The sequence below is a fragment of the Nocardia uniformis NBRC 13702 genome (assembly GCF_001613345.1).
GTDB classification, from domain to species: Bacteria; Actinomycetota; Actinomycetes; order Mycobacteriales; family Mycobacteriaceae; genus Nocardia; species Nocardia uniformis.
In genome coordinates this window covers 17,352-43,529 of the sequence record NZ_BDCE01000032.1, presented here as the reverse complement: position 1 = coordinate 43,529, position 26,178 = coordinate 17,352, and the positions used below count along the sequence as shown (strand labels likewise).

Sequence of the window (26,178 nt, the reverse complement as noted above, 5' to 3'; positions counted from 1 at the left end):
CGCGAAGTTCGTGTCTCACAGGAACCGGTCGCGCCAGCCTGCGCTAGTCATGGATGCAGCCAGTCAGCGGATCGGTTGGTGCGGTCCGCATTCCAGCAGCAGGAATAGCGGACGTACGAAGTTGACCTTGGGCTCTCGTCGCCGCCTGGGGCGCAGATGGCCAGCACCGCAGCCGATACGGGGAGCAGGGTGATGGGCGGATCGAGGTTTCGTCCACATCTGGGGGAGAGGGGCTGCTGATCCACCCGGCGGCCGTCCGCGCGGTCCCATGCGCCGATGTGTAGGACGTCCTCGCGCAGGGAGGGGTCGAAAGTGACTGCTACTTCGCTGATCCAGAAGGGCGGGATCGGTCAGCTGCGTCTGATAGGGGTCGGGCGGTCGCGATGATCGTGATCCAGTATTCGGCGTTCTTCTCGTACGCCGCCGATACTCGTTCATCGCCGAGCGCACTCGCTCCTCCACCATATTCGGCTTATGCCGCTCTCAGCAGTGTCATGGTCGCCGCGCGGACGGTCTTGCCGGTGATTCCGGTTCCCAGACGTTTCCTCCAGCGTATGGCGTGGTGCCTCGAGTGAGCGGCCGAACGTCCGATCTTGTTCGAAGCAAAACGGTGCTGGTTCGCGCATGCTTTCGTGCTCTTACCCTCTTGTTGAAATAATGTCAAACAAGCATGTAGAGATAAACTCTTGTAAGCTTGTTTGACATTTCTCATTCGGGAGGTACTCAGCGCCCGGTCTGCACCTTGCTGTGGCCGGTGACGCGGTCATAGCAAATGCCCGGGTGAATCTGTTCGCGGGCGGAACCGTCGAATTCACTGTTCCGGTACCGGATGTTGAAGCGGCTGTGGTCCTTAAGGCTCTTGCATGGCGAAAACGGCTTGCCGACAAGGACGTCATCGATCTGGCCACGCTATTCGAAATAGTTCATCAGCCCCACCGAGATCCGGACCTGGCGGCTGGCGGACACCGCGCTCATCGGTGCGCGCAGAGACGCAGTCGCCGCGCTCGCCCTGCTCGTCTCGAGCATTGATCGAGGCAAATGGCAAAGCGCGTTCGCTGGCTCCGCGAACTCCGCCAGATTCACCGCCATCATTCGTCGAAATGTTGGAGTCTGAGCTCCTCGACGAATCGCGGGTTGCCGCGGACCGGCAGCCACGATAAGGACGAAACCAGATGCGGCCGAGCGCGACAGCGTCGTGCTGAGTGGCGGCTGTCCTCGTTGCGGAGAGGCTTACAGGCTGGTCGGCGATCCCGTAGTGCGCAGTGGGGTGGCGCAACGCTGCCTTAGGCGCAGCGATTCTGCCCGTAGAACTGTAGGGCGCGGACCACCTCGCGCCGCCCAGCCCGAAGCGGGCCGAGCGGGCACAACGTGACGGCGCCCAGAGACGGAACGTAGTGCGCCCCCATGCCTTCCTCACCGGCCGTGGGATAGGCATCGGCGTGCCTGCTCCAAGCCGCAAGGCCGAGATTGCCGTCGATTCGAGTGACGTCGATACGGTCGATTAGGTCCCAGGGCATCCAGGCAGAGTTCTTCGGAAAGAATGTCTGGACACCGGCGACACCGACCTCCAGTCGAACCGGCTGCATCGCCAAGCCCCAAAACCCGATGATCAGAGCGACATCGATCGCGATGAAAACTACGCATGCGATTCGCCACGCAGCATCGCCTACGATCACTCCGGTCGCCGCCAGCGCTGCCATGAGTAGCAGAATCCCGACCAGCACCCAGTAAATGCCTTGGTGGCCTTCAAAAGTCACGTACCCGCCGGTGGGATTGCCGCGCGCGGACTGCTGAGGATCCCAATCAATCGCTGCGGCGTCTCGCCCGGAGACTTTGACTCCGACGCCGGCGGTCCTGTTGTTCGACTGCCTGATGTCCTCTGTGGCGGGAGCCTCGAACTTCTGGGCTGCCCACTGCTCGTGGTCGGCCTTCAGTCGCCGAAGACGTTCGGCCGTGAAGAACATCGGCTGGTCATCGACCTGCTTGTGGTGGACCTTGCACAGGAGGATCAGGTTGTCGTATTTGTCTAGCTCCGAAACCGGGATCAGCCCAGCTCGTGGGCCGCCACCGGATTGGGCAACAATATGTGCCTCGTCGCCGACGACAGACTCGCGGTCGGTCTCTGTTGCGTTCAGGACCAGAGGCTGTCTACAGATCGCGCACGCGTTATGGGAGCGCGCCCACAGGATCTTCCGATCCCGAGCTTCGACCGTCATATCCGCAGTCTCGCAGGGAGATCCGTAAGGCGTGCAGGTTCTCCCTTCATGATCACTCGCACCGCTGTGGCAATCGAGGCGGTGATACGCGCGACGTCGTGAGTGCCCGTCACGCTCATGTGGCGTGAGGACTGCGCTCTTGGATACGCGATAGCGCGTGGCGAGTTCCGCAGAGGAGGAGCCGTCCTGGTAAGGCCTGGATCAACTCCTCGATCGTGCTCTTCGACAGTCGTCGCTCGACCTTCTGTGGGGTGCGCGATGCCGCCTTCTTACTTGACGTTCGCTTGCGTCGCCGCTAGCCCGCTGGTGCGCCCATGACCTCGACCTCGGCCCGAGCGGCTTCGAGTTTCCGCAGGTCAGCGCGGTTCGAATAACGTCCCGCTAGGTCCACCCTGAAAGGAGTCGCAGGTCACCGACCTGCGGCTTCTTTCCGCTATGTTGCGTGAATGCTGACTAGGTCCTTGAGCTGCAGCAATAGCGCTCGCGGCGGTTCGAACCCGCAAGGGCCTGATACTGGAGTCAACTGATGCGATCAGCGTGACGAGAGTGATTAGCGCGGGTTGGCGACTCGTGTTGGTCCCTGAGTTCGCTGGTAACGACGGTGGTGGTGTTCGCGTCTTCTAGACATGCCTGCCTCTCCGTGAGCGGTGGGTTAGACCCGTCGATGATGCGCGCTGCTCCGCTCGTGGGTTCAATGAGTGTGGCTGTTATTGAAGGTTGGTCCCTCGTACTTCAATGGGTTGAGCGGTTATTGAAGCCGTTGCGCACACTGCGCATTGTTATTGTAGTTTGATCGGGTAAACTTCAATTATGGACGTGGAAGCTCTCAAAGAGTCCCCAATCGGGCAACTGGTCCCCATCTCTGGCATGGATCCGCGGACCAGTAGGGAGTGGTCGTACTGGGCGTACCTTCCCGATGACCTGCCTGAACAGCTCGGTATGTCACCTGCTGCGGTCAACGCCGTCACCCGGGCCGGTATGGCGATCGCTCGACTCGACGAGGCGGTGGCTCTGCTGCCGAGGCCAGAAATCATCGTTCGACCCATTATTCGTCGCGAAGCTCGAAGCACTTCAGCGCTGGAAGGCACATACGCTTCCTTTGAGGAGGTCCTCGAAGCGGACTTCCTCGAGGACCGGCAAATGTCGCATGAGCAGCGCGAGATCCGCAACTATGTGGAAGCGACCGAGTACGCGGTGCAGCACATCGCGCAGCGCCGGATCGGTCGCTCGTTCCTTGGGGAGTTGCAACGGATCATCGTTCACGGCACTAGCGGGGACACTGACGATGCGGGAGACATCCGCCCTCATCAGGTCGCGATAGGCGCTCATCGACGCCCCATCGAAGAGGCTCGTTTCGTTCCTTGCCCTCCAGGCGACCAGCTCGCCTCGGGGATGGATGCTTGGGAGAATTGGGTGGCTGATCACACGAGGATGCCGATTGTCGCTGCAATGGCGTTGGCCCACTACCAGTTCGAGACGCTGCACCCGTTCGGTGATGGTAATGGGCGACTGGGGCGACTGATTGCGATTCTTCAGACGATGCGTGCCAGGGAACTACGTTGGGCTGCCCTCAATGTTGCGCCCTACTTCGAGCGGCGCCGGAGTGAGTATCAGGACCAGCTACTCGGTCTCACGGTGACCGGCGACTGGAATGTGTGGATCCGATTCTTCGCGGACGGGGTCGAAGCTCAAGCCCGGGAAGGTTTGGGTGCAATCCGTGAACTTCTCCGGATCCGTGAAGAGTTGGTGACGCAGGTCAGGGCTAGCGGAAGAAAGGGGTCTGCTGTAGAGATCGCAGAGCTATTGATCGGATACCCGGTGATCGATGTGAAGACCGCAGCGATGCTGACCGGTGTCACATTCACGGCTGCGAACACGACTGTCGGGAATCTCGTGGACGACGGATTATTGCGGGAGACCTCGGGTAAGCAGCGGAATCGTCTGTTCGTATGTGACCGGGTACTCACCGTTCTGTTGCGTTCGGAGTGAATTGCCGGGCGACCAGAGAGGGCGGATCCCGGCGTCGAACGCTGTCGCTGCTGGATCAGAGCAGGGTGACGCGGATACTGGGTGCCGCTTGTTCGGCTGCTTTGGCGAGGCGGGCGTCGAATGTCACGAGCGGGGCGTCGTGTGTGGCGGCGATGGCGAGGTAGGCGGCGTCGTAGACCGAGACGTTGTGGCGCATGGCCCAAACCGCTTGCAGCAGAGCGATATCGGTTCCGATGAATTCGATCTGCATGGCGGTGAGGGCTCCGACTGCTGCGTCGGCGTCCTTGGCGGTGAGTCGGTCGCCGAGGACTGCCTTACGCAGGGTGCGCAACACCTCCAGGGGCATGTGTGCGGGGGCGATCCAGACGTCGTCGGCGAGCATCGCCGCGCGCGCGGCGTCGCCTTGCGTCGACGGACTGGACAATGCCATGACCATGACGTTCGCGTCGACGACGATCACTCGTCGTCCTCGCGTCCACTCCGGACCTCGTCGACGACATCTTCGGCGGTCAGGGTCAGACTCCGGCGCCCGACCAGGCTCTCGAAGAGATGTCTATGGCGCTCGGCGCGGAATTCTCGTTCCAGCAGTGCGCGGAGATAGACCTGGGTCGATTGGCCCCGGGCCGCGGCTCGGGTGGCAATCGCGTCCCGCACTTCCTCGGGTACGTCCTTGATTTGAATTGCAACAGCCATGCCCACAGGCTACATGCGCATGGCATGCGCATGTGCGGAGATCTCGGGCCGCTCATTGGGACTACGCACTGGGCGAGGACCGTCCGCGGTCTCCCCTTGCCTCACCGGCTCCGAAGGATGCGGAATGGATCGAGGCCGTACCGGCACTGGGCATCCTGAACTGCGTGGGCTCCAGGCACGGTGAACCCATCGACGTCACTGAACAGTTGCCTGCGCTGTGAGCAGGACTAGATGTGCGCCTCCGTGCGTCGCCACATCGAAAGGGAAGGGGGTTTCAGCGGTCGGAGCGTGGTCGTCCCGTTGGGCGCATCCGGCCAAGGTATGTCCGGAGTTGGTCGCTAGAATAGTGTGCCGCCGAACGCCGCCCCGTTGTGGTTCCAGGGACGGACGCGGTGCGCCACCCGGATCGAGGTCCAGTCATCGGCGACATGCTCGACTCGCACGCCCGCGAAAAACTCAAGGTACGAGGCTGAGAAAATTCGATGCTGGCGGGGCGAGCGTTATGCTGAGGATGCGGTCGAGGCTCATCGACGCCCGACATCATCGACGTCGTGACGCCGTGGAACGAACCAGTCCAGCAGAAGTGCTCACTCGGGCATGCGGGCGCGCGGTGTTTGTGCACGTCGACTCCCCTCCGACCCACGTACACAATCCGAGCACCCGCCGCCGCGCGCGTGCGATAGCTTCCGCAGCGCGTTCAACGGGTGGTCCGCGAGGGTAGGGGTGATCGGGTATGGCGCATCGCATTAGCGATGTACGCCACGGGAATCGAGTCACAGCCGGTCCTTTGAGCATCCGGAAGCAGACCCACGTTTGTGGGCCACCTGCTTCCGGAAGAGAGTCGCTCACCGACCGGCGCTGTCGCGACCTGATCGCGACAGCGGAATCGCAACGAGAACCACAGGGTGGGAGCAAACCCGCGAGTAACCTACTGATGAGTCGGTCGCTTATGCTCTGCCGCATGGCATTACCGGCGATGTGGATCGCAGTGGATCTCATCGGCACCGAACTCTCCGACGACCTGTTCATTCATTCGGCGGCGGGCGACCGCGTCGCCCGTCCACTGCGCCGCTGCGCGAACAAACTCGGCTTCGACCGCGCGGGCGAAACGGTGTTCCGGGCGGTGGTCGACGCGGCACAGGCTGGGCGCGAACTTCCTGTCGTCGACGGGGTGATTGTCGATACCCATCGAATCGACGCGGCTGACGGCACACCGGTCGGCTTGGTTGTCTGGGTGGCGCACCGTCCATCGGGTCCACGCCCGACCTACAACGCCTGGGTGCTCGATATGACCGCGATGACCACGCGGACCAGCGGTGACGATCCCAGCATGATCGGTGACGGCCGCGAGGTGGGGGAGGAACGCCATGTGCAGTACCTGTTCACCTGGCTGAATCCGGAGGACGCGTGGTCGATGGTGGGCGGCTACTACGACGCCCTCACCGGCGATGACGGTCTGCTCATCCAGAGCCACTGGAGTCTGCGGCCCGGCGGTACGGATTGGGTCCACATGTGGTCGAGTTGCAGACTCCGCGTCGGCCGCGACGATCATCGCACGCTCTACGGACTGACCCTCAAACTGCAATCGCGTGAGGTCGAGGCGAATATCGCCTCCCTCGTTCGCTTCAGCCGGGCCACCCTGCTGCTGGTGGAGGCGAAGAACAAGATTCCGATCACGACGGTCGGCCGCCTGGCGCCGCTCGGCGAGCAGCGGATAGCCGATGTGCTCGGGCAGGTGGACCTGGACAAACTGGCCAACCCCCAGTCTCCGGAGAGCGCGGAGCAGAAGATCCGAATTGATGATCAACCGTTCATCGCTTCGACTTTCGCATTGCACTCCGCTCGCGAACGACACGGCGACCCGGTCGCCATCATCCTGTTGGTCGAAGACCAAGCCGACTGAAATCACGATCCCCACTACCGAACTGATCTTTGGAGGTCAACTCGTGCGCGTCCTCGTCACCGGAGCCAACCGCGGTATCGGAGCTGCGATCGCCAGCCATCTCGCGGCCGAGGGACATACCGTCTGGGGAACCCATCGCGGTGCCGCTGTTCCCGAGGGGGTGCACGCCGTGCAGTGCGATGTCACCGATGACGCTTCGGTCGATGCCGCGTTCACCCACATCGAACAGGCCGACGGCCCGGTCGAAGCCGTAATCGCCAATGCCGGTATTACCGACGACACCCTGATCATGCGCATGACCAGCGATCAGTTCGGGCGCGTCATCGATACCAACCTCACCGGCGTCTTCCGGGTCGTCAAGCGGGCCACCCGCAATATGCTCAAGCATCGCAACGGGCGCATTGTGATTATCGGGTCCGCTTCCGGGCTCTCCGGTATGCCCGGACAGGTCAACTACACCGCCGCCAAGGCCGGAGTCGTCGGTATCGCCCGCTCCCTGGCGCGTGAACTCGGTTCCCGCGGCATTACCTCGAATGTGATCGCCCCCGGTTTCACCGAAACCGATATGGCCGCAGGCGTCAGCGACAAAGTCGTAGAGACGGCGCTGTCCCATATCCCGCTCGGTCGGTTCGGAAAGCCGGAAGAGGTTGCCGCTACGGCGGCGTTCCTGCTGTCGCCGGGCGCGGCGTACATCACGGGAACGGTCATCAATGTCGATGGTGGCATCGGCATGGGGCACTGAGCGCAACCGAACGCCCTCGGGCGGAACATCTCTGCGCCGTATGCTTCGATATCAGCGTCCGAGTCAGGATCCCACGCGGCGGGAAGTGCTGTGGCAGCCACCAGGCGCAATTTGTTGAACTGACCCACCCAGGCTGCGGCACGGTCCCGATTTGTGGGCCAAACGTGGATCACGGCCGATCGCCGGGAACTGGTCATGTCTGTGATGTTGGCGGTACGATGCCGTTTCGTTCCAGACGGATGGTGATCGCATTGGCGTTTCGCCCGAACTCGCTGACCAGCCGTTCGAGGCTCACGCCTTGTCCTGCCCTCCGTATAAGCCTAGCTTCTTCTTCGGCGGTCCACCGTGCGTGGGAGTTGGGATGCGCCTGACGGCGGTCCTCGACCGTGAAGGCAGGCTTTGATGGATTCGATTCGGGGCGGTGGCTGCCGTCAAGACGGTCCGTAGTGGCCAGTTGCCGCATGGCGATTCCTTCTCGGTCGGCGGCTTCGGGAGGTCGTACGACCGTCAGTCCTGCACCGGTCAGGATACTCAGGTCCAGGGTCCAGTCCCGGGCGGATCGAAGCTCCCACAAGCGAAATGCGTCCGCGACGTGCTGCCGCGCCTCGCCGGCCGCCATTCCGTTGACGCGCATCAGGTGATTGAAGGCATGGGATTCGTTCCCTGTGAGCTGTGCATATCCGAAGTGAGTGGTCTGGTGGCAGTCTGTGCACAGCAGAATGATCCGCCGCAGGATCTGGATTGCGCGGGTGTGGTCGTAGTCCCACCGTTCGTGGGCCTCCAGCCACCGTCGAGTACCCGGGTCCTTGGTTGCGCCGCAGATCTCGCATCGATGTCCGGCTCTAGCGTTCACCATGCGGCGCAACCGATTCCAGTCCCGCTTGTCCACGCAGGAACGAACATTGGTGAACCAGCACGATGACGGCACCAGATCCACGAACAGGCCAGTGCCGAAGTCACGGTCCTCTCCGGGCAGCAGTTGAGGGACGTCGGGTCGGACACCGCGAGGTTGTCCCTCGGGATGATCCTGTATCCAGGACAGGCCACCGAGATCCAGGCGCGTTCTGGCGCGGGTCACGGCGACGTAAGCCAAGCGTGCGTCAGCGTCGTCGATGGGACTCGGCTGTCCATCGTCATCTTCGCCGGGCTCGGAAAAGTCGTCGGCGATGCGGACCGTATTCCACTCACGGCCCTTGGCCTTATGAGCGGTGGAGATAGTCACCTGGGCGTGGCGTTCGTCGCTGAGACGCCCGACGGCTTCGAGGATGGCATCCACACCGTGCTCATCGATCAGCTCCACGAACGAGTAGAGGTCGGAGCCGGAAGGGTCTTGCGCGGCGTAGTCCTGAACCTCGCCCCAAGAGGAGAACAGGAACAACTCGGGGTGAGTAGTCTTGCGGCCGGCCTGCAGATCGTGGGCGGCTTCGGCTAGTGAGCGTAACTGCCCGCCTCCGCCGACCATGGCGACTGTCGTGCCGACCTCCAATGCGCTCAAGACCTCCCGCATCGCGCCGGCGTTCGTTCGGCACAGGATCGCGTCCGAGAGCTCGACGGGTCCTACCGATGTGGCGATTGGGTCGTAGCCACTGAGCCGGATCGGTGCGTCGACAATCGATAGCCAGCGGTTGGCTTCCTCGGCGACGGCAGGGCCGAACCGAAATGATTGAGTCAGACCGAGTTTCGTACCGTCGAAGTCGGTCATGACGTCCTGCGCGCCGCGCCAGCCGTAGATCGCCTGGGCCGAGTCGCCCACCATGACGAGTTGCGCCGCGCTGCGTTGGGCGTTGAAGACCTGGTCGATTACGGGGTTCGTGTCCTGGGCCTCGTCGAGAAGGATGAAGTCGTGCTCGAGCACCGGACGGCTGAGTGCCCAGAGCTTCAGGTAGTGATCGTGCTCGAATCGCACCGTGCCGGTATCAGGATTTTGGATATCGGTCCACGCCTTGTTGGCGAACGGCAGCACAGCCTCGATGAGCGCCTGATGGTTGTCAGCGCTGTCGAGTCCGCGCATCCGAGGTACGTGGTGGACCCCAATGATGTCGTCTGCGGAGTAGCAGAACCGCAGTACGGTGCGCATCGCCGCATAGGACCGCGCGAGCGGGCTGACCTTGCGGCCTCCGATGCGCATGTCTCCGCGGATGCCGAGTCCGGCAGCGACTTCTCGCGAGGGGATGCGGGGAGCATTCAGGCGTGCACTGTAACGCCGTCCATACGTTTGGAAAGCCAACGAGTGCGCGGTACGACACTCGATATTGTGGGAGAAACTTCTCTTCGCGTCGTCGGCGATGGCGCGGTTGAATGCGATATAGAGCCCACGCTGGGAGGTAGCCGTCGCTAGCATCCTCAGCGTGGTCGTCTTGCCTGTACCAGCACCGGCCTGGATGGCCAGGTGATCGCCCCGAACGAACGCCGCGACCGAAGTCCGCTGTTCTTCCGTCTGCCTGACCGATGACCCGCTCACGCACACCCCCTGCTCTGCGACACCCTTGGCGATCATGCCATCAACGCTGACTCTTCGCGGCGCTAACAGAATGGCCGCGGACCGATCTTCCACGTGCAGTACAGGTTTCAGGGTCCCTCGCCTTCGGGGCCGACGCCGAACCCGGGGAAGACGCCTTCGAGGAGTTCCAGGACGTAGGCTTCCGTCCATCCACGCGTGAGGGGGACCCAGCAATGCTCCCAGACCAGCCGGTGCGCCAGGACATCCGGACATAGCCAGATGGCGAGTAACCGAAGCTTCAAGATCAGTGCATCGAAGGTGATCTGCTTCGCCCACAGCCCATCGCAGACCTTCTGAAGCAGCGACTTGATCGCCTCCTTCAGCACAGTGTCGGCGACGCTTTCATCCCGATCACGCTCGGCGCGGCTCGGTCCCGGCTGCCGCCTGCCGTTCGGCGTGCCGCCCCAGTCGGCGTCCCGGGAGCATCGAAAGCTCTTCCATACCTCGTCGACGAGCCAGTCGATGGCCTTGTTGCGGAGTTTCTCGATCGCCCCGTCTATTTCCGCCAGTACCCATGCCAATGCGCCGACCACATCGCACCAGAAGTGGTCGGCAAGCCGTCTCCGCTGGCCCTTTTTCGGCAGCGCTTTCAGGAGGTCTTCGGCCGCCCCACCGATCTGCTCGGCCAGGAACTTCACGTCCAGGAGCGCTGTCGGATTATCGACCAGCCACCGGATCGCTTCGTTGTCGGTGGCATTGCGTACCCCCGCTCGCCCCATCACGTTGGTGAATTTCGGGCGGTCGTCCGCAGGGCCGCACTCCAGTGGGCTCACCACCGATGAGAGCCAACACTTCCGCGCCTCATCAGCCCGCGCTACCGCGGTCCCTTCATGCCGCTGCACATCAGCAGGGCTCAGCTCATCGAATCCGGTCGGCCGATACTTCTCGGGGATCCGTGCGTATGCCCAGAACAGTCGGTCCATGCCATGGTTTGCGCCGCCGCAACCACATACGCACGTTGGTCCAACCGCATATCGGCAACGAGAACCTGTGCAACTGACCATGGAAAACTTCCCTGTGTGTCAGCCACCCGCCCCGACCGACCACGAACACCACATCCACTACTCAGATTATCGAAAATCCGGAGCCGAACAGCCATTTCGGCGGATTCCGGTGCGGCACGGATCCCGACGTGTAAGCACCGCGCAGCAGGGTGACGGGAGCAACGAGCTGAGGGGAGCTGTCGGCTCGACAGCTCGAGTCAATGTCGGAGTAGTGAGATATGTTGTGCTGAAACGATATTGGTGCTGATCGGCCACCTGTTCCGGCTGTATGACGATCGCAAGGAAGATCACCGTTGGGTGCCACCCCACCTGTGGCGCGGCGGCAGCTGCGGTGAGCGCCCCTTCTGCCGAGCCATTCGCCCGATACGAATCCACACTCGCCAGATCCACTGCTCGAGTGAACCCGACCATTGACGGCGCTCGGCCGTCCGTTGTCGAGATGTGAAACGTTGCGGGTCAACGTATTCGCAGACGGTGTATCGATACGTCAGGCAGTGATGTTGTCATGACCGAGTATTGGGAGGTTCCGAACCTTGATGCCATCTTCGCGGAGGCGAACAATCGCCGACTATCTGCACTCGCTCGATCCGAACACGCGGTGGCGGGCGGTAACGCGCCGCTGATAGATGTGCGCGGCGCGGGGATGACCGTCGATGCGAAGGTTGCCTTCACGGTGAGGCAACCGTCCGGATCTACCTGATCCCCGCCGAGATAATCAATGGCCGCACGAGCCCAAGGGCGCGACAGGACGGGGAATTGGGGGCAGGCCGCAACCTGTACCTTCCGGCAGCGACTGCCGAGAACTACGAAGTGAAAATCGCCAATCGGCGGTCGACGAGAATCCAAAGGTCCTGCGGCCCAGCCAGGTGGCTGCGTCGTCCGGTCCATGCCGTGGGTGTCGATCCGACGCAGATGAAGATCGCGTGGCCGGAGGACCGGGAGTACGCCGTCGTCACCGGCGGCAATGTCGGATTTCTTGAGCTGGGACGGCCCAATCTTGATGTCGCAGAGATCGCCGAGACGCACTGCGTCCCACCTCACAGGCAGGCCTGTGGAGTCGAGTTCGGTCGGCGCTGTGGATTGGTGAAAGCCTCACAGCTGGGCAAAGTCTCGGCCCCGCGGTACGATCGCGCGTCGGCGGAACCAGGGCTTCGCAGGATAGGGGGTGTGGTGGAGGGCAGCGGTGAAGCTTACGAGACTTTGATCGTGCAGGTTTCCGAGTTGTTTCCTGATGTGGCTGCGCAGATCAAGGCCGACGTGGCTGCGGGGCTGGACATCCCGGCCGAGGACCAACGCTCGTTCGTGTACATGAAGGCCAATGCGAGATCTACCGAGATCACGACCCGCAAATTCTCCGACGACGAAAAGCTGGAGATCCTGCTCACCGCTTTGGTCACTGCCACCAGAACAGCGATTGAATCACGCGAGCGAATCGCCGGATTCTTCGGCGCTGACGCAGACCGTGCCGGGCAGGGATACCGCATCACTTTCGCCTCGCCGGACACCGGCGAAAATCTACTGACAGTGTCGGCGGATCAGATGCCGCCGATCGGTGAGATGGCTAGGGCGCTCGAGGATTTGGAGCAGGCACTGGCGTTGCTGGGATCTCGATGAAAGCGGGGGTTGGGAAGGTCGAGCTGATTCAGTTCGTCGAGCGTTCGCTGGGGGTTCTCCACGCGAGCTATCGAGGATTCGCGAAGGAGTCCGACCTGTACGAGGCCGCTCTGCTCTACATCGCCGTCGAGGCTGCACACGCTGCGGGCGGCAACTCGATGATCACCTACGACGGCATGACCGCCACGACACAGGTTCGGTTCCGATGCTCACCGGGGAACCTGTGGGCGCCTGGCTTCACATACGTGCGAGTCTTGTTTCCGGAGATACGGGAAACGATCGAGATACACCTCGGAGTCAAGGTGGCCGGCAGTTCGGGTGTCGCCCATGAATGTGACGTCGCGATCCTCGAACGCGATGAGGCGGACCGCAGTCGGCAATCAGGTGCCCACCCGAAGCAGAGCAAGCTCATCGCGGCGATCGAGGCGAAGAACTACAGTGCCTCTCCGGAACTGGGTGTCGGGCGAGGGTTTGTGGGGCTGAGCGCCGAGCTGACGAAGGCGAACTGCAATCTGGTGTTCCCGGCCAAAGGGCGAGACAACATCACGAAACTGATCGCCAAGCGAAAGAGCGGCATGTGCTTCGATGAGGTGACCCCGATATCACCGGCCGCCGAGCGACTGCGCTCCTATCTCGAGACCGTCCTCCGGAATTGGGTTGCGACCAGGCGTGTTTCGTAGCGGTTCCGTGCGGTCATCGTAGGCACTTCAGCAGACGGTCGACGCCGGTGCCGGCACGGCTCACAGCGCCATGGCAGCGGAGATATCACCGGTCGTGGTTCCCTTGAATCATCCTGGCGTGCAGTTCGAAGCTCTCTAGCCGAAGTCGCAGGTCATAGACCTGCGGCTTCAATGCGTTGAGTCGCTTATTCGAACCGTGAGTAAACGGCAGGAGGTAGCCTCCAGGGTTATTCGGGTGCCGTGTACACGGAGTGGGCAGCGCGGCGGACGTCGATGTCGGTGTGCGAGCGCAAGTCGGCGAGTAGTTCTGGCCATGGAGGTGTCCAGCCGAATTTGTTGCCACACTGTGCGATCAGATCCACGGCGGCCAGGGCGGCGGAGCTCGCGGCGAGTCCTGCGGCGATCGGTGCCAGTGCCTCGGCGGGGATCTTTTCGAGGTCGTGGGCGACCCGATCGGCCAACCTACTCGCGGGATGACCGGTGAGGGCCCCGGTCGCGACGGCCGACAGCCCAGTGAGAGCGTCGATGGTCTGCTCCGGTTCGGTCCATCGAACCGCGGCAAGGGTGAGGTCGATGACTTGCTCATGCCACAGCGGGTCGGCGGTGAGCAGGTCGATGACCGGCGCGGCGACGGGGCGGGCTACATCATGATTGCGCAATGCCGGTCCAAGCCACTTCAGCAGCGTGGAAAGCCGTTGGCGGGCAGGCAGATCACGGCCCGGAAGGGTGGCGGTGGCGTGGAGCAGCCGGTCGACGGCCGCGATCACGGCGGGGTCACCGTCAGCGGCTACACCATCGAGCAGCGCCCGCATCGCGGTCATCCACAGACCCGATTCGGAGAGATCGCTCAGCCGGTCCACCAGCACGTCACTGGTGTCCGGCGGCGACCAGCGATACCAACGGGTCAAGGCATTCAGGGCTTGGCCGGCCACCCGATGATCTGAGACCGCGGCCAGTTCGCGCAGGAAGGTGGCGAAACGCCGTCGCTGCGGCACAGACAGCCACGGGGGCGCGATATCGAGAACGGCACCGGCCACCTCCGGGTCGGTGGCCGCCTCGCCCAGGAGTTGCCACGCTTCCTCATGGTCGAGGAGCCAGCGGGTCGAGAACACCGCAGCGCGGCGGATGTCCCGGTGCACGTCGTGCCGATCCCACAGCGCGTGAATGGTCGGCATGGCGTCGGGGGCGTGCAGCATCGCGAGCACCCGCACGCCCTCCTTCACTGAGGTGACCTTGCGTGAATCGATCAGGGGCGCAACGGTGTGGCTGAGCCGCTGCGGCGGGACCGCACGAGCACATACGGCGATGCCGCTAACCGCGACCCGAGCACGATCGGTGTCGACGTGCTCGGCCAGCACAGCAAGGGCGCGCTCGGGTTCGTCGCTGCGGCCGAGCGCGGTGAGCGCGGCCTCGACCACCGTGAGCTCGTCCGTGCCGACATAGGCCAGCAGCCTATCGAAACTGCCTGGCAGCCAACCCAATTGGCGAACCGCGGCGGCGCGCTCACCGATCGATGCCTTTTTGTGCCGGGCGAGGCTGTCCAGCAGGCCCGCATACCGGTCGACGTGGTGCGGTGCCCAGCGATCGAATCCGGTCAGGAGCATCGGGACGAAACGGATCTTCCTCGACAGGAATCGGCCGGGGGTCGATTCGCTCAACAGCGCGGTGAGCAGATCAGTGCGACGCCGGGCAATGAGGTTCTGCACCGCCGGTAGGGCGACGAGGGATCGGTCGCTGCGTAACATCTCGTCGAGATGGCGGTCACGAGTAACGGGATTGTCCAGTGCCAGCAGGACCGCGCGCCGGACCGTCCCGTCATCGTGTGCCGCGCAGGCACGCACCATCAGGCGCTGCAATTCCGGGATGCCGTGGGCTCGTCTTCCCAGGCCGCCGCACAATTCCAAGGCCAGATCCCAGCGGTCGCGGGCGGCATCGTCGTCCAGGCGGACACGCAGCGTGGCGAACAGCCGATGTTCGGCCCCGCGCGGCAGATCATGATGCAGGCCATAGAGATTCCATGGCCTCGTCTGCTCGGCGAGCCGGGTCGCGAGGCGCAGCGCGGCCTCGGTGAAGGCCATGTCGTCGGTCTGTGCACCGCGTCTGAGCAGAGTGCGGGCGAGGACACCGATCGTGGACATCGTTTGATAGGAGCAGTCGCGGGCCTGCAGGGCGTCCAGTGCCAACTGTTCGAGCGCTGGCACATGGTCGGCGGACAGCAATCCCATCGGGATGGTGGTCACGGCATGTAAGGCGTTGCGGCGCACCGGATCTTGTTCGTTGCGCAGCCGACGCAGGAGGTCCAGGAGTTCACCGACCACCGCGGAGTCGCGACTCCCGGCAGCAGCCGTGACCAGCAGCGGGTACGCCCGCGCCCGCTCCTCGGCGCTGGAACGCCCGATCGCTTCGGCCAGCACCGGTTTCGCCGCGCTCCAGGGCAGCCGGGCCGTGAGCAGCTCAGCGACCTCGGGCACATCCGATCCGCCGGGACGGGCCAGCAGTTCCCGGGCAAGGGCGGCGCGGTCGGAACGGGGCAGCGCGTCGAACGCGAGCACATCGACATCGCCCGGCGCGATGCCGGGCCGGGCGAGCAGCGGCCTCGCGATCACCGCCCGCCGCTGCGGCGGCACGGTACGCAATAGCCGGTATCGCTCGCGGGGTGCGCAGGCGGCGTAGAGTTCGCGCAGCCGGTCATCGGGCAACGCCCCCATGGCCTTCCACAGCGTGGTCCCGGCCAGTCCGCGGCCATGGCCGCTCGGATGCCTGATCAGTGCGTAAACAGCCGCGGCGTCGTAGCGGGCCAGCATCCCCGCCACCGGATTCAGCTCGGCGACAGGCACATACGCGACCGCCTGTGCGGCTACTTCGAGCAGCAGCCTCGGATCGTAGCGCGCCGCCGTGTCGACATCCGCGGTGAGCCACCGCCACAGCTCGCACCATTCATCCCGACCGGCACCCGGTGCACGCGAGCCCACAAGGTCGAACACCACACCGAAATGCCTGCGGCCCAGGACAATCCAATTCGGCACCGCGTACGCCAACTCGGGCAGTAACTCGGCCACCACCGCCCGCGAACAGAACGGCAACACCCGCGCCGCCGCGCCATCACCGAAGGACCCGCGCATCGGCCACAGCAGCGCATCGGCCAATTGCTCCCGGTCACCGCGGCTCAGGGCACGGAACACCCGGGTGCGTAACCGATCCGATAATCCCGGTACCCGATCCACAACCAGGTCGGGCTCGACACCCATCCGGATCAACGCCGTCAATGCCCGGCCGGCGCACTCCGGATCTTCCGAATCGAGCTGGGTCAGTAGGTGATTGCGCGCACCAGTGATCACTGCCATATGAATGGCGGTCTGCCGTTCGTAGCGGCCACCGGCCGACAGCTCATTCAGCAGCCGGTCCAGCTCGGGTGTCCCCGCAAGCCGCCGAGCTTCCCGTGCGATCGCCCCGCGCCGCTGCGGCACTGACAGCTCCGCGACCTCTTCCAGCAGGCTTCCCCTCGCAGTCACGTGGGCCACGGTACCGCGAGGTTCACCTACGGCCGCCGTTGTCAGCGATTACGTGGTGCAGCGTGCGCACCAGGGGATGGTGTGCGCACGCTTGTCCGAACCATTGGTACGAGCCTCCTCGCCGACCCGGCGACAGTAGGTGTCCTGGTCCCATTTGGTGGAGCTGCTCATCGCAGGCTGACCTGTTCTATTCGAACCAACCCCACGACTACCCCTCGCTTTCGTCGAAACGGCCTGTGCGGGTGTCCTATTCGACTGGGAGAGTGCGCAGAGCACCCGCTCGCCGAATCGTATGTGGTCACCACACACCTGTAATTCGGCCGCGCCCCGCTCGAATGGGTACCGGATTACCGCTGTGACTGGTGATGCCGCACAATCCGGGAGTGACGTACGAGGGCGACGAGTACGGATTCGATGCGATTCCGCTGGCAGAAGCGGCATTGGCTGGGCAGCGACCTGACCGGCTCACAGCCGACGAGGCAGATGTCATCCACGCCTACACATACAACGCGCACGACGTCATCAACAAGGCGTTGTGGGGCCAGATCGAGATGACGCCGACGAACGAGCGCCGCATTCGCTTGATCAGATCGGGCCTGGCGAAGTATCCGCTAGAGACCGCGGTCCGCGTCACCCGTGAGGCAGAGGCCGCGGAATACGGCATCGTCGATGAAGACTCGGCCTTCGCGCTGATCGACGAAGACATTATTCATCATGGGTTCCTGTCGACCTCCGGTTCGGCCAACCCTCCACGCTCGTACACCCGCGTCAACCCGATAATCTTGGATTTGATCGTTCAGGCTGGCGTTCCGGCCCTGCGTTTGGGAGACCTTGCCCAGGAGCCCAAGGAAAGAGAAGTCCTGGTAATCGACGCGCGCACCCTCTTCGTCGTTGGCGTCGAGTGGGATGAGGCGCGTAGCATGTTGCGCATCAAGGCAATCGTGCGAGGAGGCGAGTGATGAGTGCGCTGACACAGGGAACACTGCGCGTCACCCGGGTGAAACTCACTCCGGAGCAGATCGCTGAGCGCCGACGCGAGGCCGAGAAGATTCTTGGGCGCAAGCTGCCGCCGCGCCCCACACCGGCCCGCACAGCCAAGTAGCATCATCGGAGTCTGGCGCGGACGCGTGATCGGGCACGGTCCTGTCGTTCCCGAGCTGCCCGAGCGCCATCATCCCGAAGAACGGGTCGGTCATCGAGAAGAGTGTGCCGCCGAACGCCGCCCCGTTGTGGTTGCGGTTCCAAGGACGATTGCTCGTACGGTCTCGCGCCGCTGAGCTCGAGACAACCCGTTGATCGGATTGACCTGGGATGAGAGCCGGTAAACGACGTGGCGGCCATCGTGTTGGGATGGTGGGCTGACCGTACGGCAGACCGGTTGCCCCTACTTCGCCTTGCTGAGATGGACCATGGCGTCATAGAGCTGCTCGTCCGTCATCGGCGGCTCGGGAATCGAGTGTGCCCGCTCAGCCCGGTAGGCATCGAGCATGAGATAGAGGTTGCGCCGCCAGGCCGTGGGCGCCGTGGCGCTGGTGGCGTCGATGATCCGGCCGATGGACCAAATCAGATTGATAATGTCGGCCTGGGCGATGTCGGGGCGAACTCGGCCGGCTTCTTGGGCTCGGGTGAGCACGTCGACAATCTGTTGGGACATCTGGTCGTGGATGCGCTCGGTCTCGGCGCTGTGAGTGAAGCGGCGGGAGAGGAAGTCACTGAAACCTCGGTCGCCCACCTGCATGCCGAACAGGTTGGTGCCTGCCGGTTTTCTTTGCCTCGTGGGCGAATTCGCGGAGCCCCGTGGAGCAGGTCGTCAGACGTACCGGCGAGCGTCTCTGTACTGCGGTCAACCGCAACGCAGAGCAGATCCTGGAATTGGCGCGGTCGGTGTCGAGCCGTTCTTGTTGGATTCGGGCAATGGATGATCCACGCAGTGATGCCGCAGATGCCAAGGTCCTGTCAGAAATGTCCGTTGGGCGGGGCGCGCCAAGCCGGTCTGACGTAATGATTATGTCACATTATTGTGGTGGCATGCTCTTCCCGACGCCTGAACTGACTGCAGACGATCTCCGTGTCCTCGCCGACGTGGACCGTATGCGGGCCGACTTGCGCCACGAACTTCAGGCCAAACCTGGCAAACGGGCAGGTGGGCTGCGCAAGTTCCTCACCGCGGACGCCGTGTCTGCGTCGAACTCCATCGAGGGCTTCAGGGTGTCGACGGTCGATGTGGAGGATCTGATCGCCGGTGAACGGGACGTCGAGGTCTCCGAGGAGAACAAGGCCGAGACCCTCGCCTATGAGCGGATGATGACTTACATTCAAACGCTGCATGCTGTAGAAGATTTCGACTACAGCAAGGGATTCCTGAACGCACTGCATTGGATGCTGCAAGGGCATCGGCACACCGAGCGGCGCCCGGCCGGGCAGTGGCGCGCAGGCCCGGTGTACGTGACCGATGCCCGCGACCCGAGTATCGCCGCCTATACCGCCCCCGAGGTTGATCGAGTGCCGGCGCTGATGGAAGAACTCGTCGATTGGCTCAATGCCGACGACGGCACGCATCCGCTCGTTCGCGCGGCGATGGCGCACCTGCACCTCGTCGCTATCCATCCCTGGGCGGACGGCAACGGACGCATGTCTCGATCACTGCAAACACTGATGATCGCGCGGGAAGGTGTTCTCGCGCCCGAATTTTCATCCATCGAAGGATGGCTGGGTAGGCCGGGTAACACATGGGAGTACTACCAGGTGCTCGGTCGGCGGGGGAGCACATATCGGCCGGATCAGGATGTGTCCGAATGGGTTCGGTTCAACCTGACCGCCTACCATCAGCAAGCCCAAACCGTGCACGCGCGTTGGGTTCGGTCCGGCACGGTATGGGCGCTGCTCGACGAGTACGTCGCGGGCATCCGCCTGGACGAAAGAGTTGTCAGCGCACTGCATGATGTCGCGATGTCCGGCCGCGTCCGCCGCACCCGCTACGAACAAGCCGAAGGGCTGAGTCTTCAACAGGCACAACGCGATCTACGCGACCTCGTCGCACTCGGGGTACTCGAGCCGGTCGGCCGTACCCGAGCCCGTTTCTACACCGCCGGACCGCGCTACCCAGTGGACGTGTTGGAAGTCGCCGGAACCCCCACCACCCTCGACAGCCCCTACGGGGTCTAGCCGAGGTCTGTTGGCCTCACTGAGGTTCCCCACGTTGCATTCGACAGCCGGACTGGACAATGGCCCGTGCAGCGTTTATACAGCGGCCCGACGACATCATTCGAGCTGCCGACCTCTCGTTGCGCACCTGAGTCGAGTATTCGGATCACACTAAGCTCGAGCTAGCGGTGGTTGTGTGTCGCGGTGAGTTGTTCAAAGCCTCTGGGCCGGTGTCAAACTGGTGCGGTGCGAGGCGAAACAGCAGAGATCGCTGAGGGGGAAGTCGAGTGAGGCGCGACGACAGGACGCTGGCCGAGAAGGTTGATGCTCTGTTTCTGGAGCGTTGGCCTCGGGGGAGCCGCTCGGCCACGATCGAGGTGGCGGCGTTCGTGGCGGGCGAGACCGGCCGAGATATCGACCGGCAGTACATCTATCGGATTCGGGCGGGCAAGGTTCGGAAGGTCGATGGCAGGGTGCTCGAGGCCATCGCGTTGTTCTTCGGCAAGCCGTTCGGATATTTCTCCGCGAATACCGATGACGAGATGGCTGCGGTACTGCGCGAGTCGAAGTTACAGTTGGCGGGCCTGCGGGCGACGGGAGATTTGACCCCTGAGGCACATGCGGAGTTGCGCGAGTTGATGGATATCGCGCGGCAGGTGCTCAGAGACGAAGAAGCGGGGCGGCGGAGATAGATGGACCTTCAGTGGATTCGGATGGACGACATCGTGGCGCGCCTGGTGCCCGATCCGTACACCATGACCGGTCTGCTGGAACGTGCGTCGGACGAGCTGGGGATTCGGTTGTTCATGCTCGCGAAGGTGCGTCGCGGCACGCCGCTGACCGGGATGGTGGTGCGCGATGGCAACCGCGGGGTCATTCTGGTGCCCGCGGATGCGACCGAGGAGTTCCAGGTTCATATTTTCGCTCATGAGTTGTGGCATCTGATGCGTGGACACTCCTGTACGCAGCAGCTGAACGGCTACCGGACGACAGTGCGATCGAGGTTTCGAGAAGCCTGCTGCGAGCGGTTCGCGCGCAAGGTCGGTTTGGAGATCAAGCGGCAGCGCGCGGACAGTGCGGCGGCGGTTCCGTCGGCCGCGCGCGGGCTGGCCGAGGCGTTCGGCGTCCGCGCTTGGTAGTCCTGCTCGTTGTTCGGAGCCGACTTCTATAGACCAAGGGATCGCATAACCGATGGGCGCGCAATGGGTTTCGGGCGTGTCGTGGCTCGGATTCGGGGTCGGGACGGTGTTGTTCGGTCGGGGGATGTGGCGGGCGCGCCCTACCCAGCAGCTACTCGGGGTCGGAATCGCTTCCTACGCATTGTGTTTGCGGACCTTCGCGCCACTGGGCGTGGCCGGGGTGCGCGAGCCGCTGACCACCGATGAGCGAGTGTGGGCGGCGACTTTCGCAGTGGTCGCAGGGGCTGCGGTGCTGGCATTGCTACTGACCATCGTGGGGGGCGCAGCACGTCGGGGCCAGGACGCGCAGGCCGTTGCCGCTGCTGGGCTGCGCGGCGGTGCTCAGTGCGGTGGTGCTGCGCACGGTGATGTGGCTGCCCGGTCTGGATCTGCCGCCCAGCAATGACTTTCTCAACGCCTACGGCGGCGATGTACGGGTCGTGGTCTATCAGTTGGTTTTCGCCGCGTGGCTCGGTCTGCCATTGGGGGCGCTGGGGACATTCGTGTTTCGTTTCCAGCGGGGTTTGGTGCGCTGGTGCACCGTCACCGGGTGCCTGGCCGGAGTGGGATGGGCGATCTGGAAGGTCGCCGGCGTCGCGGTACGTTTCATTACCGGGGACGCGATTCCATTGCAGTCGCCGGTCAGCGTGGCCACGGCCATGACGGCGCTGGCCCTGGTCGTGGGTGGGTTGCTGAGCGGGCAGGTGCGCGACGCGGTGCGGCGGGCTCGGGAGAATCGAACGTATGCCCTGGCCCGCCGCGCCGACGACGAACGTCACTGCAACCCGGCACCCGATTCGACGGATACCTCTGCGGCGTAGCGGGTTCGGAGCTGCCCCTTGTAGATCTTGCCGCTGTCATCGCGGGGCATGGAGTCGACGATCTCGATGCGGGAGGGCACCTTGTAGTCCGCGAGCTGCTCGGAAAGGGTTTCGCGCACATCGCTTTCGGTGACGATCGTACCGGGGCGGGGCAGGATGTGCGCGACTACGATTTCGCCCAGGTCACCGGCGTCGGGAATGCCGAATACGGCGACGTCCTCGACGGCATCGAGTGCGGCGATGGCGTTCTCGATTTCGGCGGGGTAGATGTTCACTCCGCCTCGGATCACTACCTCGGCGTCCCGGCCGGTCAGGTACAGAAAGCCATCGTCGTCGAGATAGCCGAGATCGCCGACCCACAGCATGCCCTCGACCGGGGATTGCGGTGCACCCTGGTTGAGGTATTCGAACCGCGGCCAGTAGTCCGCGCCGCGTACCCAGACCCGTCCGATCTCTCCCGCGGGTAGCGGCTTGCCGTGCTCGTCGCCGATGAGGACGGCCGAGCCGTCCGCTGGTCGGCCGACGCTGTGGGGGTGGTCGAGCCATTCCGCGGCGCTGATCCAGGTGACGGTGCCCGCTTCGCTACACCCGTAGAACTCCCACAGGGCATCGCCGAACAGGTCGATGGCGGCCCGCTTGAGGGCGGGCGGACACGGCGCGGCCGAGTGGATGACGTGGGTCAGGCTCGACAGGTCGTAGGTTGCGCGTTCGTGCGCGGGCACGCTCAGGATGCGAGAGACCATGGTGGGCACGATCTTTACCTGCTGGATGCGGTGAGTGTCGACCAACCGCAGGAACTTTCGCGCGTCCCATTTGGGCATGATCACAATGTTGGCGCCCATGCGCAATCCGAGCACGGCAACGGCATTGGGGGAGGAGTGGTAGAGCGGTCCGGCGACCAGCATCGGCACACCGGGTGCCAGGCCCATGCGCTGGGCGGTCGCACCCGCGATGCTCAGCAGCTGGTGCGGTGTCATCTGCTCGCGCGCAATACCTTTGGGTTTGCCGGTGGTGCCGGAGGTGTAGATGACGCCCATGGAATCGGAGATCGCACCTTCGATATGGCCGACGGGTTCGGGATGCGCGGCGATCCAGTCCTCGAGCGAGTCGTGGCGGTCAGTGGGTCGGGCCAAGGCCGGATCCCATCCACCCTCATCGAGAAGCTCAGGGACCATGGGGATTTCGACAATGCGAGCCTGGCTGCCCGCGAGTTCACGCGCGGTCTCGATGACGGGCACGAATTCGGTGTGCGCGAAGATCAGACGCACTTTCGCGTCGGTGAGGACGTACGCGGCTTCGACTGCGGTCCAACGGGTGTTGATCGGCAGTGGGTTGCCCCCGGTGGCGGCGATTCCGACCGAGACTTCGAGGAACTCGATGTCGTTGCGCGCCATGATCACGCATTTGTCGCCACGGTCGATTCCGGTGGCCAGGATCGCCGACCCGAGCCGCCCCGCGCGCAGCAGGACTTCGGGTTGGGTGCGTGTGCGGGCACCACAGACGACGGCAGGGAATTTCGGCGAATCATCGGTCATATCCGGGAAGTCTGCCACCACAGCGATCATTTGTGACTGTGAGTTCGGTCCGTGAGAACCGCGTCGCGGCCCTTGCCGGTCGAGCCGACACAGACTCTGCCACAGCGTCTTCCGAGCAGAACGGGCCTTCCCCTCGTCCCCTGCGATGTGATTTACTACCCTCCGCGATCAAAAATGATCGTCAAAAGCGAGCTGACCTCCGGGCCCAGTGACCAGGTGGATTCGGAGCCCAATGAAGCGTCCCGAATTCTTCCCGAGCTGGTCTGAGACCTGATACGAAGGGGGTATCGGGTCTCAGGCCAGCGCCCCACAAGGGACGGACAAAGTGGCGAGGCGCGACCTCGGCCACGCGCCAGTAATTCGACGGGACCAGGCGCCTCGACGTGACCGCTGCGAGCGCCACATCCGCCGTTTCGTCCGGCTTGTCGGCGGCGACCAAGGCCAAGCCCAAATCCAGGTTCGCCGAGGCGATTCGGCGGGGACAGGCGGATGCAGCTCCGGCGAGGTCCGCGAGGACGTGCCGCGCGTAGGGCTCGGCCGACGGATCGCCGAGCCAGGCCAACGTGGTGACGACATAGGCGTCCGGCTTGGCCGGGTCATACCGGAAATGGTGTTCCGGCCGGTCGGGAGTGCTCAGCCCGGACACCAACCTTGCGACTCTGCGCAGCGCCACCGTATCGAGGACGAAAACTCGGATGGTTGAGCCCGTGCAGTTCGAACTGTTGGTACCCGGTAAGAGATCGCTGGACGCCGTCAGCGAGTGGCCGTTGAGGCAGAACCGCTCAGTCCGCTCGCCTGTTCGGTCCGCCAGCACCACGTGTCCGTGAACTGGTGCAGGTGTGCGAGTTTGCCCTCTGTGATCCGCCAGATATGAGCGAATTCGGCCTCCACGGGGCGGTTCGTCGAACGTTCGGTGCCTCGGTATCGGCCTGTCACGATGACGACGTCGCCGGGTGACTCGAACCATTCCTCGGCGTGTGGCGCGATATCGAATGCCTGCGCTACCGGCATCCAGATGCCTGCCAGGGCGGCTTGGGGGCCGTGGAACACCGTGCCGGTGACGGCGGGGAGGCCGGGTGCCACGTGTCCTTCGAAATCTGGATGCAGCGTCATGAGGAGGGCTGTGCCGTCACCGGATTGGGTTGCTCGATAGAACTTCTCGACTACGTCACGATTGCTCATGCCACCATATTAGAGCGTTCCTTCTATATCGGCTAGGGCGCGATTCGGCGAGGTTCGAACGCGGGCGGGGCTGTCAGGGACGTCGTGCGCCTTATTCCTCGGCGAGGATCTCCCGCAATGCTGAGGCAATGGCGTCGCGCAAGCTGTCATGTCTGGCGCTGAGTAGATGCTCGGGAGCCTCGCGGTCGCGGCCGTACAGATCGACGGGACCGATGCGTAGATTGTCGGGCTCCCACTGGTAGCGGGCGTGGATGTGTCCGTGTAGGTGCGGCCACAGGTTCCCGAGGACCTCGTAGTTGATGCGGGAGAAGGCGGGATCCGCTGCGCGGCAGGCGCGTTCGACGGCCTCGCCGAGCAGGACCATGTCGTGCATGAAGGTGACCCGGTCGGGGCGTGGCAGGTCGGTGAGCTGGTCTGCGGTGCCGTCGTACAGCAGCACGCAGTATCCCGGCAGGTGTTGGGTGTTACCGATGACCGCCCAGCCGCTTCGCATTCGGCACAGCACTGTCGGGTTGGTGCCCTGCCGGGCCGCCCCGATCGGGTCGGTCCGGAAGTCGATGATCGCCGAGGCGGGGTCGGGAGCGGACATGCTTCCTCATTTCTGCTGTGCGCCGATCACGTTCATCAGTAGTCGAGGGCGTGTTCCGGTTGGCAGACGTCCATGGGCGACGGGAGATAGCGGACGATCGCGTCCAGGAGTGGGGCGATGTCATCGCTTCTGGGGGCCGCGCTACACAGCACGGGGACAATGTCGCCGATGCGGGTGAGGCTGCGGATACGGTGATGCAACTCATCCGGAGGGATCTGTCGCGGGCTGCGGGAGCTGTCCATGGCCTCCTGCTCCATGACCGCCTGGGCGAGAGTTCGATAGCAGTCTTCGGCGACCTTCCAATAACTGCCGTAGAACTCGACACCCATCGGTTCGAGCGCCCACATCGAGACCAGGTCGATGACACCCTGGAACTGGGTGCCGGTGCCGAGCGGGAGATGGAGCCGCAATGGCACCGCTCCGCGGGTGTCGGTGATCGTTCGGACGCAGCGGTCGTGGTCGGCGGCCGGTTGATCGAGTCCGTGGATCAGACATATGCGGGCGACCTGGTGGTCGTCGGCAATGCGCAAGAGCGTCTCGAGTCGCGGGTCGCTGCGCACCGCGGCGTTCGCGAGCGCGATCACGCCATCGGCTACTCGGATCGATCGCACCAGGTCCGGGATCGGTGCGTGGCTCGACAGTTCGGTGACGCGAATCGTGTGTTCGACACGGCCCGCTGTCCAGTGAACATGGGACTGGCGGCCGGACCCGGTCGTGCCGCCGCGGCGGAGCAGACGGTGGGCGATCCGCGCCGTCTCGTCGGGATCCCCGATAATCGTGACATTGCGGATCGTCTGCGGATCAATGGCTTTGGTGCCCATCGCGTTGTGGTACTCCAGATCGACTCGAGGAGGTCGACGCATCCTCAATCAGCAC

The 26,178-nt window shown here is 63.8% G+C and carries 23 protein-coding genes and 1 pseudogene; 12 read left to right on the top strand and 12 right to left on the bottom strand.

Going from position 1 to position 26,178, the window contains the following annotated elements:
• Positions 1 to 1,283: 1,283 nt before the first annotated feature.
• A complete protein-coding gene (locus NU1_RS08935) occupies positions 1,284 to 2,216 on the bottom strand; it encodes an HNH endonuclease (protein WP_067519288.1) in 933 nt (310 codons plus the stop codon).
• A gap of 810 nt (positions 2,217 to 3,026) precedes the next feature.
• Here NU1_RS08935 and NU1_RS08930 point away from each other — a divergent pair.
• Complete coding sequence (locus NU1_RS08930) at positions 3,027 to 4,205, top strand: Fic family protein (RefSeq protein WP_067519286.1); 1,179 nt, start codon at positions 3,027 to 3,029, stop codon at positions 4,203 to 4,205.
• Between the two features lie 55 nt (positions 4,206 to 4,260).
• On the opposite strand, the gene NU1_RS08925 is transcribed toward NU1_RS08930, so the two are convergent.
• Both NU1_RS08925 and NU1_RS08920 read right to left on the bottom strand, forming a co-directional pair.
• Entirely contained in the window at positions 4,261 to 4,665 is a 405-nt protein-coding gene (locus NU1_RS08925) for a type II toxin-antitoxin system VapC family toxin (protein WP_067519285.1), read from the bottom strand.
• Positions 4,662 to 4,898: a FitA-like ribbon-helix-helix domain-containing protein gene (locus NU1_RS08920; RefSeq protein ID WP_067519283.1), complete on the bottom strand. Its 237-nt coding sequence runs from the start codon at positions 4,896 to 4,898 to the stop codon at positions 4,662 to 4,664. The genes NU1_RS08925 and NU1_RS08920 overlap by 4 nt, the downstream gene beginning before the upstream one ends.
• A gap of 961 nt (positions 4,899 to 5,859) precedes the next feature.
• On the opposite strand from NU1_RS08920, the gene NU1_RS08915 reads away from it, so the two are divergent.
• Positions 5,860 to 6,801 (top strand): hypothetical protein, encoded by a 942-nt coding sequence (locus NU1_RS08915; RefSeq protein WP_245720014.1) that lies wholly within the window; start codon positions 5,860 to 5,862, stop codon positions 6,799 to 6,801.
• A gap of 43 nt (positions 6,802 to 6,844) precedes the next feature.
• Positions 6,845 to 7,543: a 3-oxoacyl-ACP reductase FabG gene (gene fabG, locus NU1_RS08910; RefSeq protein ID WP_067519279.1), complete on the top strand. Its 699-nt coding sequence runs from the start codon at positions 6,845 to 6,847 to the stop codon at positions 7,541 to 7,543.
• 193 nt (positions 7,544 to 7,736) lie between these two features.
• On the opposite strand, the gene NU1_RS42700 is transcribed toward fabG, so the two are convergent.
• Together NU1_RS42700 and NU1_RS08900 are read right to left on the bottom strand one after the other, a co-directional pair.
• Entirely contained in the window at positions 7,737 to 10,040 is a 2,304-nt protein-coding gene (locus NU1_RS42700; protein WP_067519277.1) for a UvrD-helicase domain-containing protein, read from the bottom strand.
• Positions 10,041 to 10,111: 71 nt separating this feature from the next.
• Positions 10,112 to 10,819, bottom strand: coding sequence for a hypothetical protein (locus NU1_RS08900; protein WP_157552057.1), 708 nt, complete (start codon positions 10,817 to 10,819; stop codon positions 10,112 to 10,114).
• Between the two features lie 733 nt (positions 10,820 to 11,552).
• Here NU1_RS08900 and NU1_RS08895 point away from each other — a divergent pair.
• From NU1_RS08895 to NU1_RS08885, 3 genes are all read left to right on the top strand, one after another.
• Positions 11,553 to 11,747 carry a hypothetical protein gene (locus NU1_RS08895; RefSeq protein WP_067519273.1) on the top strand — a complete coding sequence of 65 codons (195 nt, stop codon included), beginning with the start codon at positions 11,553 to 11,555 and terminating at the stop codon, positions 11,745 to 11,747.
• A 191-nt stretch (positions 11,748 to 11,938) separates the two neighbouring features.
• A complete protein-coding gene (locus NU1_RS08890) occupies positions 11,939 to 12,661 on the top strand; it encodes a hypothetical protein (protein ID WP_157552056.1) in 723 nt (240 codons plus the stop codon).
• Positions 12,658 to 13,341 carry a hypothetical protein gene (locus tag NU1_RS08885; protein ID WP_067519270.1) on the top strand — a complete coding sequence of 228 codons (684 nt, stop codon included), beginning with the start codon at positions 12,658 to 12,660 and terminating at the stop codon, positions 13,339 to 13,341. Before NU1_RS08890 ends, NU1_RS08885 begins: the two co-directional genes overlap by 4 nt.
• 227 nt (positions 13,342 to 13,568) lie before the next feature.
• Here the strand turns inward: NU1_RS08885 and NU1_RS08880 are convergent, their stop codons facing one another.
• Positions 13,569 to 16,853 carry a HEAT repeat domain-containing protein gene (locus tag NU1_RS08880; RefSeq protein WP_157552055.1) on the bottom strand — a complete coding sequence of 1,095 codons (3,285 nt, stop codon included), beginning with the start codon at positions 16,851 to 16,853 and terminating at the stop codon, positions 13,569 to 13,571.
• A gap of 383 nt (positions 16,854 to 17,236) precedes the next feature.
• On the opposite strand from NU1_RS08880, the gene NU1_RS08875 reads away from it, so the two are divergent.
• Together NU1_RS08875 and NU1_RS43110 are read left to right on the top strand one after the other, a co-directional pair.
• Positions 17,237 to 17,812, top strand: a complete 576-nt coding sequence (locus NU1_RS08875; RefSeq protein ID WP_169815021.1) for an ADP-ribosyltransferase — start codon at positions 17,237 to 17,239, stop codon at positions 17,810 to 17,812.
• Positions 17,812 to 17,955: a hypothetical protein gene (locus NU1_RS43110; RefSeq protein ID WP_245720013.1), complete on the top strand. Its 144-nt coding sequence runs from the start codon at positions 17,812 to 17,814 to the stop codon at positions 17,953 to 17,955. The genes NU1_RS08875 and NU1_RS43110 overlap by 1 nt, the downstream gene beginning before the upstream one ends.
• A gap of 52 nt (positions 17,956 to 18,007) precedes the next feature.
• Here NU1_RS43110 and NU1_RS43105 read toward each other — a convergent pair.
• Positions 18,008 to 18,166: pseudogene (locus NU1_RS43105) on the bottom strand (DUF4442 domain-containing protein); the annotation flags it as partial.
• 71 nt (positions 18,167 to 18,237) lie between these two features.
• A complete protein-coding gene (locus NU1_RS08870; protein ID WP_212761736.1) occupies positions 18,238 to 18,591 on the bottom strand; it encodes an SbtR family transcriptional regulator in 354 nt (117 codons plus the stop codon).
• A 59-nt stretch (positions 18,592 to 18,650) separates the two neighbouring features.
• Between NU1_RS08870 and NU1_RS08865 the strand changes: the two genes are divergently transcribed.
• From NU1_RS08865 to NU1_RS08850, 4 genes are all read left to right on the top strand, one after another.
• Positions 18,651 to 20,018, top strand: coding sequence for a Fic family protein (locus NU1_RS08865; protein WP_245720012.1), 1,368 nt, complete (start codon positions 18,651 to 18,653; stop codon positions 20,016 to 20,018).
• Between the two features lie 266 nt (positions 20,019 to 20,284).
• A complete protein-coding gene (locus NU1_RS08860; protein WP_067519263.1) occupies positions 20,285 to 20,689 on the top strand; it encodes a hypothetical protein in 405 nt (134 codons plus the stop codon).
• The gene (locus tag NU1_RS08855) at positions 20,690 to 21,136 is read left to right on the top strand and encodes a hypothetical protein (protein WP_067519261.1); all 447 of its coding nucleotides are present in this window, start codon (positions 20,690 to 20,692) and stop codon (positions 21,134 to 21,136) included.
• Positions 21,137 to 21,489: 353 nt separating this feature from the next.
• On the top strand, positions 21,490 to 21,996 hold the full coding sequence (locus NU1_RS08850) for a hypothetical protein (RefSeq protein WP_067519259.1): 507 nt from the start codon (positions 21,490 to 21,492) through the stop codon (positions 21,994 to 21,996).
• Here NU1_RS08850 and NU1_RS08845 read toward each other — a convergent pair.
• The 4 genes from NU1_RS08845 to NU1_RS08830 form a co-directional block, all read right to left on the bottom strand.
• Complete coding sequence (locus NU1_RS08845) at positions 21,951 to 23,561, bottom strand: AMP-binding protein (RefSeq protein ID WP_245720011.1); 1,611 nt, start codon at positions 23,559 to 23,561, stop codon at positions 21,951 to 21,953. The two genes, NU1_RS08850 and NU1_RS08845, sit on opposite strands and share 46 nt — an antisense overlap.
• Before the next feature lie 723 nt (positions 23,562 to 24,284).
• Positions 24,285 to 24,713 (bottom strand): nuclear transport factor 2 family protein, encoded by a 429-nt coding sequence (locus tag NU1_RS08840; RefSeq protein ID WP_067519258.1) that lies wholly within the window; start codon positions 24,711 to 24,713, stop codon positions 24,285 to 24,287.
• Between the two features lie 91 nt (positions 24,714 to 24,804).
• The gene (locus tag NU1_RS08835) at positions 24,805 to 25,302 is read right to left on the bottom strand and encodes an HIT family protein (protein ID WP_067519257.1); all 498 of its coding nucleotides are present in this window, start codon (positions 25,300 to 25,302) and stop codon (positions 24,805 to 24,807) included.
• A 35-nt stretch (positions 25,303 to 25,337) separates the two neighbouring features.
• Positions 25,338 to 26,123: a GTP-binding protein gene (locus NU1_RS08830; RefSeq protein WP_067519255.1), complete on the bottom strand. Its 786-nt coding sequence runs from the start codon at positions 26,121 to 26,123 to the stop codon at positions 25,338 to 25,340.
• Positions 26,124 to 26,178 lie beyond the last annotated feature (55 nt).